This window comes from Pseudoalteromonas sp. SR44-5 (genome assembly GCF_014163675.1).
Classification (GTDB): domain Bacteria; phylum Pseudomonadota; class Gammaproteobacteria; order Enterobacterales; family Alteromonadaceae; genus Pseudoalteromonas; species Pseudoalteromonas rhizosphaerae.
This window is the reverse complement of the sequence record NZ_JACJDT010000032.1, coordinates 1-15,884: the sequence shown is the minus strand read 5'-3', so window position 1 is coordinate 15,884 and position 15,884 is coordinate 1. Positions and strand designations below refer to the sequence as shown.

14 protein-coding genes are annotated in these 15,884 nt (G+C 37.6%); 7 read left to right on the top strand and 7 right to left on the bottom strand.

Annotated features, from left to right (window positions below; translation table 11 throughout):
* Positions 1–8 precede the first annotated feature (8 nt).
* A complete protein-coding gene (locus H5154_RS15670; RefSeq protein ID WP_182718888.1) occupies positions 9–953 on the bottom strand; it encodes a Gfo/Idh/MocA family protein in 945 nt (314 codons plus the stop codon).
* A gap of 301 nt (positions 954–1,254) precedes the next feature.
* On the opposite strand from H5154_RS15670, the gene H5154_RS15665 reads away from it, so the two are divergent.
* Positions 1,255–2,424, top strand: coding sequence for an MFS transporter (locus H5154_RS15665; RefSeq protein ID WP_149980981.1), 1,170 nt, complete (start codon positions 1,255–1,257; stop codon positions 2,422–2,424).
* 75 nt (positions 2,425–2,499) lie between these two features.
* Here H5154_RS15665 and H5154_RS15660 read toward each other — a convergent pair whose 3' ends face one another.
* Positions 2,500–2,907 carry a hypothetical protein gene (locus H5154_RS15660; protein WP_182718887.1) on the bottom strand — a complete coding sequence of 136 codons (408 nt, stop codon included), beginning with the start codon at positions 2,905–2,907 and terminating at the stop codon, positions 2,500–2,502.
* Between the two features lie 461 nt (positions 2,908–3,368).
* Between H5154_RS15660 and H5154_RS15655 the strand changes: the two genes are divergently transcribed.
* The 4 genes from H5154_RS15655 to H5154_RS15640 all read left to right on the top strand — a co-directional run bounded on the left by H5154_RS15655 (position 3,369) and on the right by H5154_RS15640 (position 8,981).
* The gene (locus tag H5154_RS15655; protein ID WP_182718886.1) at positions 3,369–4,190 is read left to right on the top strand and encodes an AraC family transcriptional regulator; all 822 of its coding nucleotides are present in this window, start codon (positions 3,369–3,371) and stop codon (positions 4,188–4,190) included.
* A gap of 16 nt (positions 4,191–4,206) precedes the next feature.
* Entirely contained in the window at positions 4,207–4,803 is a 597-nt protein-coding gene (locus H5154_RS15650; RefSeq protein ID WP_182718885.1) for a LysE family translocator, read from the top strand.
* Positions 4,804–5,376: 573 nt separating this feature from the next.
* On the top strand, positions 5,377–7,326 hold the full coding sequence (locus H5154_RS15645) for a methyl-accepting chemotaxis protein (protein ID WP_182718884.1): 1,950 nt from the start codon (positions 5,377–5,379) through the stop codon (positions 7,324–7,326).
* Positions 7,327–7,622: 296 nt separating this feature from the next.
* Entirely contained in the window at positions 7,623–8,981 is a 1,359-nt protein-coding gene (locus tag H5154_RS15640) for a GGDEF domain-containing protein (protein ID WP_182718883.1), read from the top strand.
* Positions 8,982–9,066: 85 nt separating this feature from the next.
* Here the strand turns inward: H5154_RS15640 and H5154_RS15635 are convergent, their stop codons facing one another.
* Together H5154_RS15635 and H5154_RS15630 are read right to left on the bottom strand one after the other, a co-directional pair.
* A complete protein-coding gene (locus tag H5154_RS15635) occupies positions 9,067–9,894 on the bottom strand; it encodes a phytanoyl-CoA dioxygenase family protein (RefSeq protein ID WP_182718882.1) in 828 nt (275 codons plus the stop codon).
* Between the two features lie 116 nt (positions 9,895–10,010).
* Positions 10,011–10,904 carry a LysR family transcriptional regulator gene (locus H5154_RS15630; RefSeq protein ID WP_182718881.1) on the bottom strand — a complete coding sequence of 298 codons (894 nt, stop codon included), beginning with the start codon at positions 10,902–10,904 and terminating at the stop codon, positions 10,011–10,013.
* A 91-nt stretch (positions 10,905–10,995) separates the two neighbouring features.
* On the opposite strand from H5154_RS15630, the gene H5154_RS15625 reads away from it, so the two are divergent.
* Together H5154_RS15625 and H5154_RS15620 are read left to right on the top strand one after the other, a co-directional pair.
* Entirely contained in the window at positions 10,996–11,919 is a 924-nt protein-coding gene (locus H5154_RS15625) for a DMT family transporter (RefSeq protein ID WP_145233037.1), read from the top strand.
* Between the two features lie 170 nt (positions 11,920–12,089).
* Positions 12,090–12,335, top strand: coding sequence for a hypothetical protein (locus H5154_RS15620; protein WP_182718880.1), 246 nt, complete (start codon positions 12,090–12,092; stop codon positions 12,333–12,335).
* A gap of 92 nt (positions 12,336–12,427) precedes the next feature.
* On the opposite strand, the gene H5154_RS15615 is transcribed toward H5154_RS15620, so the two are convergent.
* The 3 genes from H5154_RS15615 to H5154_RS15605 all read right to left on the bottom strand — a co-directional run bounded on the left by H5154_RS15615 (position 12,428) and on the right by H5154_RS15605 (position 14,782).
* Positions 12,428–13,777 carry an SPFH domain-containing protein gene (locus tag H5154_RS15615; RefSeq protein WP_149980966.1) on the bottom strand — a complete coding sequence of 450 codons (1,350 nt, stop codon included), beginning with the start codon at positions 13,775–13,777 and terminating at the stop codon, positions 12,428–12,430.
* Complete coding sequence (locus H5154_RS15610; RefSeq protein ID WP_145233034.1) at positions 13,770–14,108, bottom strand: methanolan biosynthesis protein EpsI; 339 nt, start codon at positions 14,106–14,108, stop codon at positions 13,770–13,772. Before H5154_RS15610 ends, H5154_RS15615 begins: the two co-directional genes overlap by 8 nt.
* Before the next feature lie 266 nt (positions 14,109–14,374).
* Positions 14,375–14,782 carry a hypothetical protein gene (locus H5154_RS15605; RefSeq protein ID WP_182718909.1) on the bottom strand — a complete coding sequence of 136 codons (408 nt, stop codon included), beginning with the start codon at positions 14,780–14,782 and terminating at the stop codon, positions 14,375–14,377.
* Positions 14,783–15,884 lie beyond the last annotated feature (1,102 nt).

The window sequence follows — 15,884 nt, the reverse complement described above, 5'->3', positions numbered from 1 at the left end:
GAAATAGTTTAACAGTGAAATAGTTCATTATTGTTTGATACGTGTGCAACCAGCCACTCACACAACTCATGTGTTAAACTATCTTTTTTAAGCTGTAATTGGTCTACCTGCTGCGTTGTAACCGCCGTTAGCCATGCCTCTAGCATTGACTCAAAGCCCCGTTTATATAGTGTTGCTTGCCAATCATTTTGCATCGCGCTCTGCTGTATTCCATTGACCATAGAGGTCATATTGGTTAGCGATTCAAACCGCCACTTTTCATTCAAACCGGTTATTTCAACCACTTCTTCATTACAGCCACTTAATCTATCCATAGCGCCTTGAAATAACCGCCCCTGAAACTCAAAACTAACATGTATTGCTGCCAATAAGCCTTGTGGATCTAGCTGTGAAAACACCTGTAACTGGTTAAGTTGATCAAAACGCTCTACATTTGCAAAATGGCATAAACTATCAACCACATGGATGAAGTCATCAAAAATAAAAGTGCGCGGCTGTGCTGGTAAATTTAAGCGGTTTTTTTGCCATTTAAGATGGCGTATTTGTGGCTTTGCAATATCGGCCATAATTGGTAAAAAGCGACGATTAAAACCTAAAAATAATGGCGTGTTATGTTTAGTTGCTAACGCAATAAGTTCACTTACCTCACTAAAACTATACGCTAATGGCTTATCCACAAACGTAGCGATTTTTTGTTCAAGTGCCTGCTTCGCAAACGTAAAATGAGACTCAGTATTAGTGTGGATCATCACCCCATCGGGCTTACACGCCAGTACCGCTTGGTAATCTGTAAAGCACTTTTGAACCCGATACTGCTTCGCTAACTGCGTTAATGTTGTCAGGTTTCGTGTACAAAAAATAGGATCGATCTGTGCATGTTGCGTGGCAATAGGTAAATATGCTTTTTGTGCTATATCCCCAAGCCCGACTAAAGCGATTGTTAGCTGGTTCATTTTTACTACTGCCTCTTGATGAAAAATAAAAACACAGCATACCAAGTTATTATTTAGATTGATAAAACAACTACAAATTTTAAACAATTTCGCTAAAAAAATGATACCAAAATGACGTAAATAACCGGTTTATTTACCTAACTAAGTGTTCTAAATAAAATGTTGAGTAAATATTCAAATATAACTTTACTTGTGTTCAAAATCGGATTAAATTCGCCGCAAAATTAACCAACCAAAAATAATTGCCAGCTATTAAAACACTCCAACGCAATTATTTATGCCCTTTAAATCGGATTCTTTAATGGTTGAGCTCGCTGCCGGTCATAAACCAAATAACCCACTTGCACCTGTTATTGGTTTGTCTTTTTTTGCTATTGCCTCAGGCTTTTTAATGAGTCTAATTCCTTTATCATTGAGCGCCTTTGGGCTTGATAATGAACTTGCCTCTTGGTTAGCTAGTGTCTTTTATCTTGGCTTATTAATTGGTGCTTTTTTTATTGAGCGTATTGTTGCAAGAGTAGGCCACCGTCATGCTTTTCTGGCATTTCTGGGGTTATTAATTTTCAGTGTTGCAGCACAGCTTATTTTACCTAATGCCAACGTGTGGCTTTTAGCCCGCTTTGTAGCTGGTATCGCCGTAGCTGGGGTATTTGTGGTGGTTGAATCTTGGTTACTAATGACTGACACTGCCAAAGCACGAGCTAAACGATTAGGCCTGTATATGACATCCCTGTACGGTGGCAGCGCCGTTGGCCAACTAGCTATCGATCCGCTTGGCACCAGTGGCCCACTCCCCTATTTGTTTGTTATTGCTCTATTATTTTTAGCGATGTTAGCACCGCTGCTGATTAAATCAGGGCAACCGCAAAGTCAGCACTCGCAAAAGCTACAATTAACTGAGTTAAAAAAGCTCAGTCGCCCAGCAATTTTAGGCTGTTTGGTATCAGGATTAGTACTTGGCCCAATATACGGTTTAATGCCAGTATATATCGCTGCCCAAAGTGAGCAGGCCGCTTTTACTGGCACCTTGATGGCGGTGATTATTTTAGGCGGTATGTTAGTACAGCCGTTGGTGAGTTATTTATCAACACGAATGGCAAAAAGCTTATTAATGGCATTATTTTGTTTATTTGGCGCGATGGGTGTAGTTGGTATTATGCAAGCTGTACACTTCAACGTATTGATGGCCAGTTACTTTATTTTAGGGGCTGCAAGTTTTGCACTCTACCCCATTGCCATCACCTTAGCCTGTGACGCATTGCCAATCGAAAAAATAGTCTCAGCAACGGAAATTATGTTACTGAGTTACAGCTTTGGCTCGGTCTTTGGGCCTTTGCTTGCTGCCAACTTATTTGCTTCAGCTAACGGCATTATGTTGTATTTAGGCGGTTGTTTATTCACCACCTGTATTTATATGCTGATCAAAAGCCTTAAAGGCATCTCCACTGACAATACCCCTGTGGCAGGATAAGCCATAGCCTAATAACGCAAAAACCCCATGCTGAGTTAACAGTATGGGGCTTTAATTCAAGTAATAAGGCCTAATTTATAACGATAGGTATTCTTTAGCACGAGTAAGGTTATGCGATACCATCGCGCTATCAGCCATTTGTGCAGCTTCATATAAATCTGAAAGACCAGCGGTATCATTTTTAGCCATCATACGTGATACACCGCGATTACTTAATGCAAACGATGTTAATTCACGTAATTTCATTTTTGGGCCTTCGCTTTGTTTTAGCAACGCAATCGCTTTAGTACAAATAGTTTCTGCTTGCGCGTAATTTTTTGATTTAACGTTTAGTGCGCAATTATTAAATGATTGTTCAACTGGCTGTGGCGCTGTTGCTGTCTCAATAACCATTAATTTGTAATCACTTTGATCAGCCAGAGCAACAGCTGAACATGTTAATAGTGAGCTAAGAGCAATAGTTTTGATAAGTGTACGTTTCATGATTATATTCCTATTTGATTATTTGCCTAAATCGTGTCGTATCTGGTGCCGACAATTGAACTTTAGAGTGTTAGCTCAATTTCAACAAACGATAAAAATAAACCTAATAGGTGAAGAAAATTAACTTATAGACTTTAGTCTAATAAAACAGCTTCCTCGCTCTGTTAATATTAATTGCATTAAATTATTGACCTTATAGCTTCACGAAAATAACTCAATAACAGGGCAAAAATTATGACGTATAGTTGTTCTCTGCAATTGCTCTTGCATTGCTCTACCTTTTGCCTCCATGAATTTACTTTAACGCAATTAGTGAGCTATTTGATCAGCAAGAATGCCCATATTTTTAATAGATATACTATAGCTGCTTGAATAGCTAAATCGCGCAATTTTGTTCAAGTTTTTATATTTCAATCTGCTTATACTCAAGCAATAGGTGATTAGCGAAGAGTGCGAAGCAAATGAATCAATTTCAGTACATCAACGATAAAACATTAAACCAGTTTACTTTGCTTGATGCGAAGATGACCGACTTTAGCTACTCAAAACATGCCCATGAAGAGTACTCACTGGGTGTTACCTTAAAAGGTCGGCAAGATTTTTTTAGTCAAAGAGCCTTTCACAAAAGTCCAACTGGCGGAGTAATAGTATTTAACCCAGAAGACGTTCACGATGGTCACTCAGGTTTAACAGAACATCTTGAATACGTTATGCTCTATGTACACCCAAATGAATTTGAACCAATGTTTAAAGCATTGGGTTACACCAAACATGCAACGCCAAGAGTCGCTACACCTTTGCTGGCAGACCCACAATTAGCACAGCAGATTTTAGCGCTCAAACAACTTATCAGTGGTAACAATTACACAACCATTGATACCGAAAACACGCTGTTTAATATTGCTCATTCAATCATCAAACAGACAGGCTGCGCCATAGAGCCGCTGGGGCTCAGTTCAAGAAAAGACACTTTATTACTTAAAGCAAAAGACTACATTATGGCGAACTTAGGTCATGACATCTCAATTGATGATATCGCTGGTGTCGCTACTATGTCGAAATATCATTTCATTAGGCTGTTTAATAAGCAGTTTGGCCTAACGCCTTATCAATATGTGGTGAACTGTCGGATAAATATGGCCCGAAAATATATCGAATCAGGCGCACGAGCATCTCAGGTCGCATTAGATTCGGGCTTTGCCGATAACAGCCATTTAAATCGCCATTTCAAGCGTATTTATGGTTTAACTCCTAAACAATACCAATTACAACTTTCGCTCTAAACAATAAGGGATCAAAATGTTAGAAATATTCGCTTATGCAATAGGTATAATGTACACCCCTGGACCCATCAATCTGCTCGGTTTACAAAGTGGCATCAATAATAAAACCACGGCACATTTAGGCTTTTTCTCAGGTGTAGCCACCGCGATGCTAATCTTATTTATATTACTAGGCTATGTGGGTATAGAGTTGATCCCGGCGAAAATATTACCAGTTTTAAGCTTTGCAGGTTGTTTATATATACTATATATCGCGGTTAGAATTGCTAAAACACAGGTCAATTTTAACAATCAAAAAACCACTACAAAATCGCTGTCATTTAGTAACGGCTTATGGATGCAGCTACTTAATCCCAAAGCACTGGCTGCGACATTACCCATCACCACCATTCAATTTCCAGCAGCGGATATATCAGGCATGGCAGTCATCGTTTGGTCATGTATCCTCGCATTACTAGCGTTTGGCGCTCCTGCGAGTTACTCATTAGCTGGCCATGCTATTGGTAAACATATGACAAACTCAAAATACTTTAAAATAATTAACTTAGTCATGGCTGTTTTGCTGGTCGTGGTTGCCATTGATATAGCCCTCACACACGTATTAGTACAGTAATTATGATTATTACTTCACTCAGTATGAGTGAAGTAAACAGTTAACTATCCTGCTTGAATCTCTACCTGCTTAATCTAAACCTTTTGATGAACGCACCACTGAATTCTAGCTGTTAAAAATAACATCTTGAAGATTACTTTCTGATAATTTCACATTTTTAACACTACAACCTTGCAACTACACCTTTAAGAGTAAGCATAACGGTTATTAAAAACTATATAAATGTAATATAATACTATATGATTACTTTAGCTCCTCTGCTAATCTACAAAGGAAATTAGTTTTTCTATATCAACCTAAACTCTGGTTAACATTTTAACTAACAGTTTGTTCTTATTTTATAAACTTATATTTCACCTTTCCATCCATAGACTTCCAGTGATAATAAAACGAATTTAAGATATAAGTATTTGATTATTAAATAAATCGAACGCTGGAAATAGCTGCTGGAAATAGATTTATTATCCACAGTTCAAATTATATTAATGGTTCATATTGTGTTCTTAACAGCGTCCCAGTCTTCACTGTTAAGAATATAATATGCTTAACCCCAACTAGAAGGTGTGATTATCAATGTTCAAAAATTTAAACTTAGGGAAAAAAATAGGTGTTGGCTTTGCAACTGTACTTTGTTTGTTGTTAGTCGTCGTTGGCATCAGCATGGCAGCATTACAAAAAGCCAGTTCAGAAACAGGTGAATACCAAAAAATAACGCAAGTCACTACTCTAGCAGGTAGAATTCAGGCCAATATGCTGATGATGCGAATGTCAGCCTCTAAATTTCTGCGCAATAAGGATTCCGAGTCAGTAAAAAGCTTTAAAGAGCGCTTTAATGCCACAATGCAATTTACTACAGATAGTAAAAACGATATCAGCGACCCCAAAATGAATGCTGTAATTGACCAAATATTACAGTTGATAAAAGAATATAATCAGGCGTTTGAGAGCGTTGTAGTATTAATGGATGATATACAAAAAAAACGTATACCTGCCCTCAGTCAATACGGTGAAGATGTGCGCCGTGAATTAGATTCAATTACCGACACGGCGTTTACTGATAACAGCCTGACCTCTTCGTATCAGGGCGCAAGTGCACTAAGTTCAATGCTAACTGGCCGTATTTTTGTACTTAAGTTTATTGGGTCGGTTAACAACAAAGACTACCAAGCTGCAATGAACTTTTTAGTCAACGATCTAAAAGGCGAGTTAGACACGCTCGATAGCAATCTACAAAATCCGCAAAGAAGAGCATCTCTTAAAAAAGCGATGCAAAGCTATAACTCATATATTAATCACCTTAAAGAACTTAATGAGCAGTTAATTAAGCAGAACGATATTTCACAAAATACCTTAGATATGATTGGCCCAAAAGTCGCGAATCTAATTGAAGACATTAAGTTGGAAATGCTGAGTAAGCAAACCGCTCTTGGCACTGAATTAAAAGAGGCGATTAGTTATAGCTTCTATTTTTTATTATCAATATCGATGCTTGCTATCGTTATCGGTATTGCGGCTGCAATGATGTTATCCCGTATTATTACCAAGCCAATTCATGAAGCAGTAGCAGCTGCAAATCAGCTAGCAAAAGGTCAACTTAATATAAATATACAAAACACTGCAAACGACGAAACAGGCCTGTTACTTAATGCTATTAGCAATACAGCAAATAATTTAAAAACAATGATCTCTACGATTACAAATGCAAGTAAAGAGCTTGAGTCTGCTTCACAAGAGCTTGCAGCGGTAACAGATCAAACTTTACAAGGGATCCGTAATCAAGAGTCTGAAACGGATATGGTTGCAACCGCTATGAATGAGATGACCATAACTGTGCGTGATGTAGCCAATAATGCAGCCCAAGCAGCTGATACGGCAAATACTGCAAGTAACGAAGCCGTATTGGGTTACCAAGTTGTCAAAGAAACTATCTCATCAATAAATAAACTTTCAAGTAATATTAATGACTCTGCGGCAGAGTTAAGCGGTGTACAACAATCTGTAGAAAGCATTAGTACGATATTAGATGTGATCAAAGCGATTGCCGAACAAACCAACTTATTAGCTTTAAATGCTGCTATTGAAGCTGCCAGAGCTGGTGAGCAAGGTAGAGGCTTTGCAGTTGTTGCCGATGAAGTTCGTTCACTAGCATCTAGAACGCAAAATTCAACGGGTGAAATACATAATATAATCAAACAACTACAAACTGGCACAAATAGCACAGTGGCAACAATGGGTATAGGTAAAGAAAATGCCTTAGTATGTGTTACTCAATCTGAAAAAGCCAGTGCAGCACTTGAGTCAATTACAAATAGTATTTCAATCATAAACGACATGAATATACAAATAGCCAGCGCCGCAGAGCAACAAAGCTCTGTCGCCGAAAGCATTAATCAAAATGTTGTCAATGTGAAAACTATTTCTCAAGAAAACTCAGTTGCAGCAAGTCAAACTAAGAGTTCGAGTGAGGATATCGCCCGTTTAGCAACGCAATTAAATCAATTGATCGTTAAATTTACTGTTTAATGTCATTTTTATATGTAACTGTCTGGTGAAGATTAATTACCGCACAGTTACAGTGCCAGCCAAAATGACTTGTAGAGCTCCACAACCCTTTACCAAATATATAGTTAGCTTGAGCTTTGGTTTAAATATTTAATAACATGTTGATTAAAAATCAATATTCGTTTTACTCTCCAGCCAGAGATAGATCTATTATCAGCAGATCAGAATAATTAATGCTTGCTGTGGCCATACTGAATAAGCTAGATTACGCGCTTTTTAAACTATACTTGAGGGACTATTAAGCAGTGAAGAACTTTATGTCGGTATTCAACTGGTACAATGCGTCAATAAAGCAAAAAATTGGTGGATTATTTGTTTTTTTATTAACGTTTTTGTTTTGTGTTATTGTTTTTTCGGCCTATAAAGTAAATCAAATAGAACGTGAAATGCGCGTAGTGGCTTTTCTGGATATTCCGTTAAGTCAGTTAATGCAACAAGTGGAATTCATAGAGCTTGAACAACACCTGCAATTTGAGCAATTTCAACTAAAAAACAAAATTGATGATAAGCCGCTCAACCCACATCAACAATTTGCTTTTGAAAAACAAAAAATAAAACAATTGCTCGATAAAGCGGTAGCAATGATTAATCACTCATTAGCATTAAAAGAAGTCATATTACAGCCTGAAGCACATCAAAAAGTGGCCACCACAATTGAAAACTATACGCAAAAAAGTGACGAGTTCGAAAACTATTTAGAAAATGTTTACCAACAAAATCAACTTACTGAGCAAGCGCGGTTGCAAGTCGAAACAATGGCAACTGAGCTAGAAAGTGCAGAAAAGCAAATAATAGCGCAATTAAATAAATTAACCTCTGATGATGCGTATTACACAGATCAGCACGAAAAAGACTTTCTATTTGTCAGCAGCTTACTCGGTATATGCGCCATCATCCTAGGCTTGCTGTTAACGACCTTTATTATTCAAATTATTTTACGTCGTATTCAACGCATCCAATCTAATATCGAAACGTTAAACTCTTCTGTTGAACACCATGAGTTACCCTTGGAACTTCAAAAAAAGATCAAAACTAAAGATGAGCTTGCAGCATTAGAACACGATATAAAAATTGTTATATCACGTTTGAATCAGGAAATGACTAGCCGTGAGGAAATTGAAAAACAATTAATAATATTAGCAACCCAAGATCGCTTAACCGGTGTATTTAACCGACACAAGTGGGAAGAACAAATAGAAAACCAGATCAATATGGCAGCACGAAGCGAATATCTATTTGCTTTAATAATATTGGATATTGATCACTTTAAACAAGTTAACGACCAATATGGCCATCAAATAGGTGATAAGTTATTAAAACATCTTGCGACACAATTACAGCCACAAATACGCACCATGGATATGCTGTTTCGTATCGGTGGCGAAGAGTTTGCAATTATTTCCCCCACACAAGATAAGCAACAAGCCCATCAACTTGCAGAGCGATTACGAATGTATATTAGCGAATTAGATGAAGTGAGCTTACCTAAAGTGACCGCAAGCTTTGGGGTAACATGTTACCAGGCAGATGACTCGAGTTCAGTTATTTTTAATCGCGCAGATAAAGCACTCTATGAAGCAAAAGCACAAGGTCGTAATTGTATCGTAGTCGCTTAACTTGTATTGGCTGTATTAGTTCAGATGAAATTTATATATGTAGGTTTTACGCACACGTAAATACCTGTGGTGATAGGTGATACAGTTAACTGGCAAACTCAATACAATATTCTGCTGGCTCTATTTGTACTTGAGTTACATACAAATCATTGGGTAGCTGCACATTATTAGCCATGTCAGCTGAATTAAGCGCGTTGAGGTTAGCCATTAACGCTTGCCGCTTTTCGATCCACTCACTAGGAAAGCACGGATTATCAATAAAATGTGATACTGCTCTGAACTCAAAGTAGATCGTTCTACGTATAGCTGAACCTTTCTGTCTTCCTGATGCATGAACCGTGTTTACATGGTGAATTACCACATCACCTGCATTGGCCGTAATATCCACCCCCTGTAATTGTGCATTGGATAGCTGGCGCTTTAAATCACACACACTTGCTTGGCTACAATGAGACTGCGGGATCACTGTTAACGCCCCTTGCTGCGCTATTGCATCATCTAAATATACCCCCACGGTAAAAATAGGCTCTTGAGTTCTCACCGCCATATCGCGGTGCCAATCAAACCCGCGTGCATCTAATGAATTTTTTATCACAAGTGACTCATAGCTAGGTAAAACAGCTTCGCCGATAATCGCTTCAACGTAACTCATTAGTTCAGTTTGCGCTAGCAGCTGAGCAAATTGTGGCTGAAATTGAAAAAGCTCATTAACGCGATAAACAAAAGGCTCATCTGCAGTTTGCATAACAGCAATATTATCAAATGGTAAACCGGCTACATAGTGTGACTGTGCTTGAGCAACCAACTCATCACAAAAGTGCTGCAGCTTTGTGATTATACTTGGTTTAAGTACTTGTTTAATTTGTACAAACCCCTGCTGCTTAAACTGTTCAACCACTAAATCGGTTTGCATATTTAATATCTCCTTTTAATATACAGGTACTTAAATTTGTAGTCCGGCGCTATCAATAACCAAACAGGCTGTATTTTACTTGCCCAACAATTCAAAAAAGTAATAGAAAAAGCATACTAACCTTGCTCAAATCTAGCTAGCACATATTCGATGAATAATCTGACGCGCAATGGTAAATGGTCTCGATCCCGATATAACATAAATAAAGTACGTGCCTTACTTTGCCAATCAGGTAAAACATGCTGAAGCTCACCTTGAGCTATCATTGGTAATGCATAATAGTCAGGAATATAACCAATCCCCAAGCCTTTTTTAACCGCGTGTGTGAGCATTTGAATTTCATCAAGCTCTAAACGAATGCCCTTACTGGGTTGAAAATCATAAGCGTCATCATTTTGTTTATTTACTAATTGCCAAATAGACATCGGCTGGCAAATCACAGCGCTTTTTGCACATAAATCAGTGGGATGCTTAACACTTTGGGCCACCGTCTGCGAATTACTGCACAAAATAAAGTGAATATCTTTTAGTGGCCTCGCAATCCAATTATCAACCACCGTATTACCCACCCTAAACACCACATCCATTGCTTGCGCTTCAATATCAATTAAAGTATTCGAGAGCCTAATATCTAGTTGGATCTCAGGATATTGCAGTAAAAAATCATAAAAAATATCCCTTAAAAATTGCGAGCCGGCATTAATAGGTGCACTGATTATGATCTTACCTTTCGGTTGATTCTTCTCGATATGAAGATCATCATTAATGCCATCTAACTCAGCAAACAATGCACTCGAACGTTGGTAATACAGCTCCCCCATATGGGTCAGCGATACGCGATGAGCATCACGGTTTAACAATCTAAGCTGTAAATCATCTTCAAGTTGTCGAATACGACGGCTCAATGTTGATAAAGGCACTGATAAAGCCAGTGCAGCATCTTTAAAACTTTTTAAATGGGCAACAATACAAAAATAGCGTAAATCGTCTAGTGAATATCTACATTTCATTTTTGGAATCTACTCTCTTATTTTTGCTTGTTTATCCACATTATGGAAAGTAATACACTTGCCGCAACTTTTCAACATCTCTGGATTGCTGATGAACTTCTCAGCCAACACAAAAGCTATTTTACTCCTGTTATTATGTGCATTTTTTTGGGGAAGTTGTTTTCCTATTGGTAAACATGCATTAAATCAAGTACACGCACTGACTTTAGTATTTTGGCGCTTTAGTATTGCCGCAATCTGCTTGGCTATCTACTTAAAAATAATTAACAGTACAAAACCAAGTTTAACGTTCAACCAATGGGCTTGGGTGATTATTGTTAGTGCTGTTGGCGTAGGTGGCTTAAACCTAGGTTTATTTACCGGGCTGGAACATACCAGTGCCGCAAACGGCTCGTTAATAATGGCGCTGAGCCCACTTGCAACCTCATTAATAAGCTCAGTTGCAAAGCGCTCAATGCCTACTGCAGCACAATGTTTTAGCTTAATCGTTAGCCTATCAGGTGTATTATTAGTTATCACCAATGGCGACTTAGCCGTGCTTTTGAATATGCAAATCAATGCCGGCGACAAAATGATCTTTTTAGGTATGTTAGCTTGGAGTTCATACACTTACTTTAGCCAAGGTATCAATCAGTACATGCCTGTATTGCCTTATACTTTTGTTAGTATGCTAAGTGGTGCAACAATCATTGGCTTAATGTGTTTAGTGACCGCCAATGTACACCCGCTTAGCGAACTCAGTAATAGCTCAATGGTAGGTATTATCGATGTTATTTATATTGGCTTATTTGGAACTGTTGCCGGCTATCTTCTGTGGCTTAATGGCATACGCCAACTTGGCTCAGCGAATGCGTCGTTATTTTTTAACTTCGTTCCGGTATTTGCCATGTTAACAGCATTTTTGATGGGCCAACCAATTACAGAACTACAATTAATTGGCATTATTGTTGTGATCATCGGCTTATTAATGCCACGAATTGTTACCCCAAAACGCATTCCTGAACCTTGTAAATAACAAGTAATACAGCACCAGCTCATGATATCGCGATGGGTTAACTGCAACTCTATCGCTATTTAACCGCGTATTATTTTAGGATAAACAGGTAAGTGTGGCAGTTACTCTTTAAATAGAAAGAGTTACAATAATGCATTAGCAGCACACATAAACACCAAAGAGCAAAAAAAATGAAAAATAACGACACCTTTAAAACTATCGCCACCTTAATTTTTAAGCAGCTTTATAAGCAGTTTCCAACACCAGTCAATTTAGATCCGAAAGCTATTATAGAAAGTGCATCAGCAGAGCAAATCGAATCAGTTAAAGGCACAATTGCGTTTCTTAACTACGAGGGCTATATTTTTGCTACCCCAAGCGCGACTTTTTTATTAACTGAAAAAGGCTTTGATCACGCTTTATGTCCAAAGTTTTAAATATTAAATCAATACGTTAGCCTATAGTTCACTAAGGCTAATCACATAAAAAAGCCCTAGTTGACTAGGGCTATTAAATACAATTGACTGTTCTACTTTGTTTTTTTATCTTTATCTAAACGCTTTTGTAAGCTCAATGCTGCATCCGCTGCAAGTATGCGCATAAACTCAGAGCCATTGCTTTGCTCGCCCTGCCCGGCACCTATTACAATTTCAGGCACTAAACGACTATTACCTAAACTGGTGAATAAAGCAGTTTGAATTTTAACTTCAGCTTTTAGTGTTTCATCAAACACATACTTAGGATCAAGGGCTGCCGATTTAGCCCGTTGACGCGCTTCGGCAAGTACATCCATCCCCATCGCTTCTAAGCGCTGCTGTTTTAAGATCTCTGCTTGCTCTTTAGCCAATTCAGCTTTCACCGCTACGCGTTGCTGCGCAGAAATAATTGCATTCGCTTTTACTCGTTCAGCATCAATTTGTTCTTTGATTTTTAACTTTTCTGATTCTGCGCGCTGTTTAGCAATCGCTTGTTCACCTAGAGCAACTTCAGTACGGGCTTGTTGTTCAGCTTTTTTTAAATTCTGTCTTGCTAAAGCTTCATCAGCAGCCGCTTGCTTTTGTGCCTCAAGTCTTGCATTAACCTTACTTTCATAGTCAATATCAATAATACTGGCGTCAACCACTGTAATACCATACGCACCTAAAATAGGCGCATTACGTAATGCATTACCTTCTGAATCCTTTTTGATATTGATCGTGACACGTTGCTGTTTACTCAAATTATTTAGCTCATCCGTTTTATCACGTTCACCGCTACTAATAATTTGTTCAGTCACAAAAATACCATTAGTAAGTTGATCTGCAAAATCTTGGCTTAATTGACCATTACCACCAGAATAATGCTGCTCTACAGACATCATCCGCGCAGATGCCTTTACATTTTCAGTGGTAGCGCGCATTAATAAGTTTGAGATCAAGGTTTCTTGCGAACCAAACTCTTCATGGATCTTAAGTAATCCACGTAAAGAACCAGATTCACCAGCAGGCACATTACCAGGTAACCTAAATCGCGACACCCCTCTTGCACCGCCTGTTGTTGTATCTAAAAATCGAATCGGAATTAGCGGCACAATGGCGCTTGCTGTAGCACTACTGTCGCCAGTAAAGTTAATTGAAATAACTTTTTTATAAGCAGATGTAGAACCAAAAGCTTTTAAATAAGGTCCAGCCTGATCGATAACAGTTAAGTTACCCGTAAATGCCGATTGATGAACTAAACGTTCATCAGCTTCATTCCATGAAATAACTTGCGACATAAGCGTAGCAATTACAGCTAATACTATAAAAATAGCACTCACTAAAATAACATTACGACGACCAAATCGACTTATAAAAGAACTTTTATTGCCTTGAGGGGTTACAGCTTGCTGACTATCCATTTTTATTACTCTCCATATCTAATTTTTTCTTAACAAAGTAAATAATTTCTTGCTCACTTAGTTGCCCGCAAAAACTACCAGAGCGATGCAACTCGATGAAAGTTGTTAAAATATCTTCTTTGCTTTTAAGCACTTCATTTTCGGTTTCTTGGGTTTTATTCTTTTCTGTTAGCTGGGTAATTAACTCATCTACAATCGTGTCTTTATCAAATAACACATTGTATTCTTTAGATTTATTAATCCTATTTTTATGCATGTTACTGTAAATTATATACAAAGCAGCGCACAAAATAATGATGAGTATCGTTATCCCAATAAGGTAAAAAATCATAAAATCTACTTATATTGTTTTAATATTGGGGGGGTTGGTAATAAGTGTAAAAATGGTTTACACCTGTTAAGCCGAGTATTATACAAGGTAACAGGAACAAAATGCAGGTTTTAAAATACCAAGAAGAAATATAATTTCTCTAATTGTATAAGTAATAACATATAAGTGAGTTTTACGGTTGGCTCAGAAGAGAAACACTTTAAAAAACAAAAAACCACGTTGGCTTAGCCTAACGTGGTTTTGTCTTTAATCGTTTATAAAAACAATTATAAAGAAAGGTATTCTTTAGCGCGCGTCAGGTTATGAGACACCATTTCGCTATCCGCGATTTGTGCGGCTTCGTATAAATCAGAAAGACCAGCCGTATCATTTTTTGCCAACATGCGGGACACGCCACGGTTGCTTAAAGCAAATGATGTTAGCGCGCGAACTTTCATACGTGGACCATTACTTTGCTTTAGCAATGCAATTGCTTTGGTACAAATTTCATCTGCTTGTGCATAATTTTTTGATTTCACATTTAATGCGCAGTTATTAAATGATTGTTCAACTGGCTGAGACGCTGCCGCATTATCAATAATCATTAATTTGTAATCACTTTGATCAGCCATAACAGCCGCTGAGCAAGTAAATAATGAGCCAAGTGCGATGGTTTTGATTAGTGAACGTTTAATGATTATATTCCTATTTGGTTTGAGTCGTGTCATATCGTCTGGGTTGCCGACAACTGAACTTTAGAGTGTTGGCTCAATTTCGACAAACGATAAAACTAAACCCGACAGGTGAAGAAAATTAACTTATAGACTTTAGTCTAATAAACGAACTGATATTCTATTTATTAACGGCATTAAATTGTTCATATACGCCTGACAATGAAATATTACTGGACTTGTACGTAATCGCTATTAGTATTGAATATAAGATAAGTTGTGGACTTTATATTTAGTTTCAGCAACTTAATTATAAAAATAATAATTCTCTTGTTATTTTCAAAGTTGAAATCCTCAACTTGGCTAAACGAGCCTCTGATTGCCGAGTCCCAATTATATAAATTAGCTGCAAACATGCTTTTAAGCTCTTTCTAGTCGTAACAATCTGAAAATAAGCAATTGATGATGAATTCCATCTGAGCAATAGGAAAGCTTTAAAGTATAGAACATGATAAAAAGGTAAAAAACATTCGTGGCTAAAGCACACTCCTACTTATAGGGCCAAAAAGCTCAACAACAATTTAAATATTGCTTTTAATTTAGAGCACTGATTTATAAAAGCTTTAACGCTGATACTCGCCCTTGCTTTCTCGACCAAAAAATACGCCAGCAAGCTTAACGCCTACGATAATGCTCTTGTAGCTCGCAGTAAAATTTTTTCGGGCTAAAACTCAACCTACAATTGAATGTATTCATAGTTATGAGTTTTTAAGCAGGCTTTTCTTTTAATGATTAATTAGGTTTCGCAACACTTAAGCCAAGCTACCCGAGAATAGTATGATTACCATCATTTCATCATCCAAACCTATAAACTCCCTCGCCTGTATGCCATAATCTAAATAATTCATGAATTTAGTAACTTGGCGGTATTACAACCGCTTCAAGCTAACTTAAAGGGTTTTTAAATGGCTTATCAAGAGCAAAATCAAGCAACTATTTATTGGCACGATTATAATCAAAACTAGATAAGCACCTGTTTAAATTAAACTTATATAAATAAAAAATATAATTTATACACACATTTATACACACTACTCAGGCTGCAACAGAATAAAAAGGGGCATTT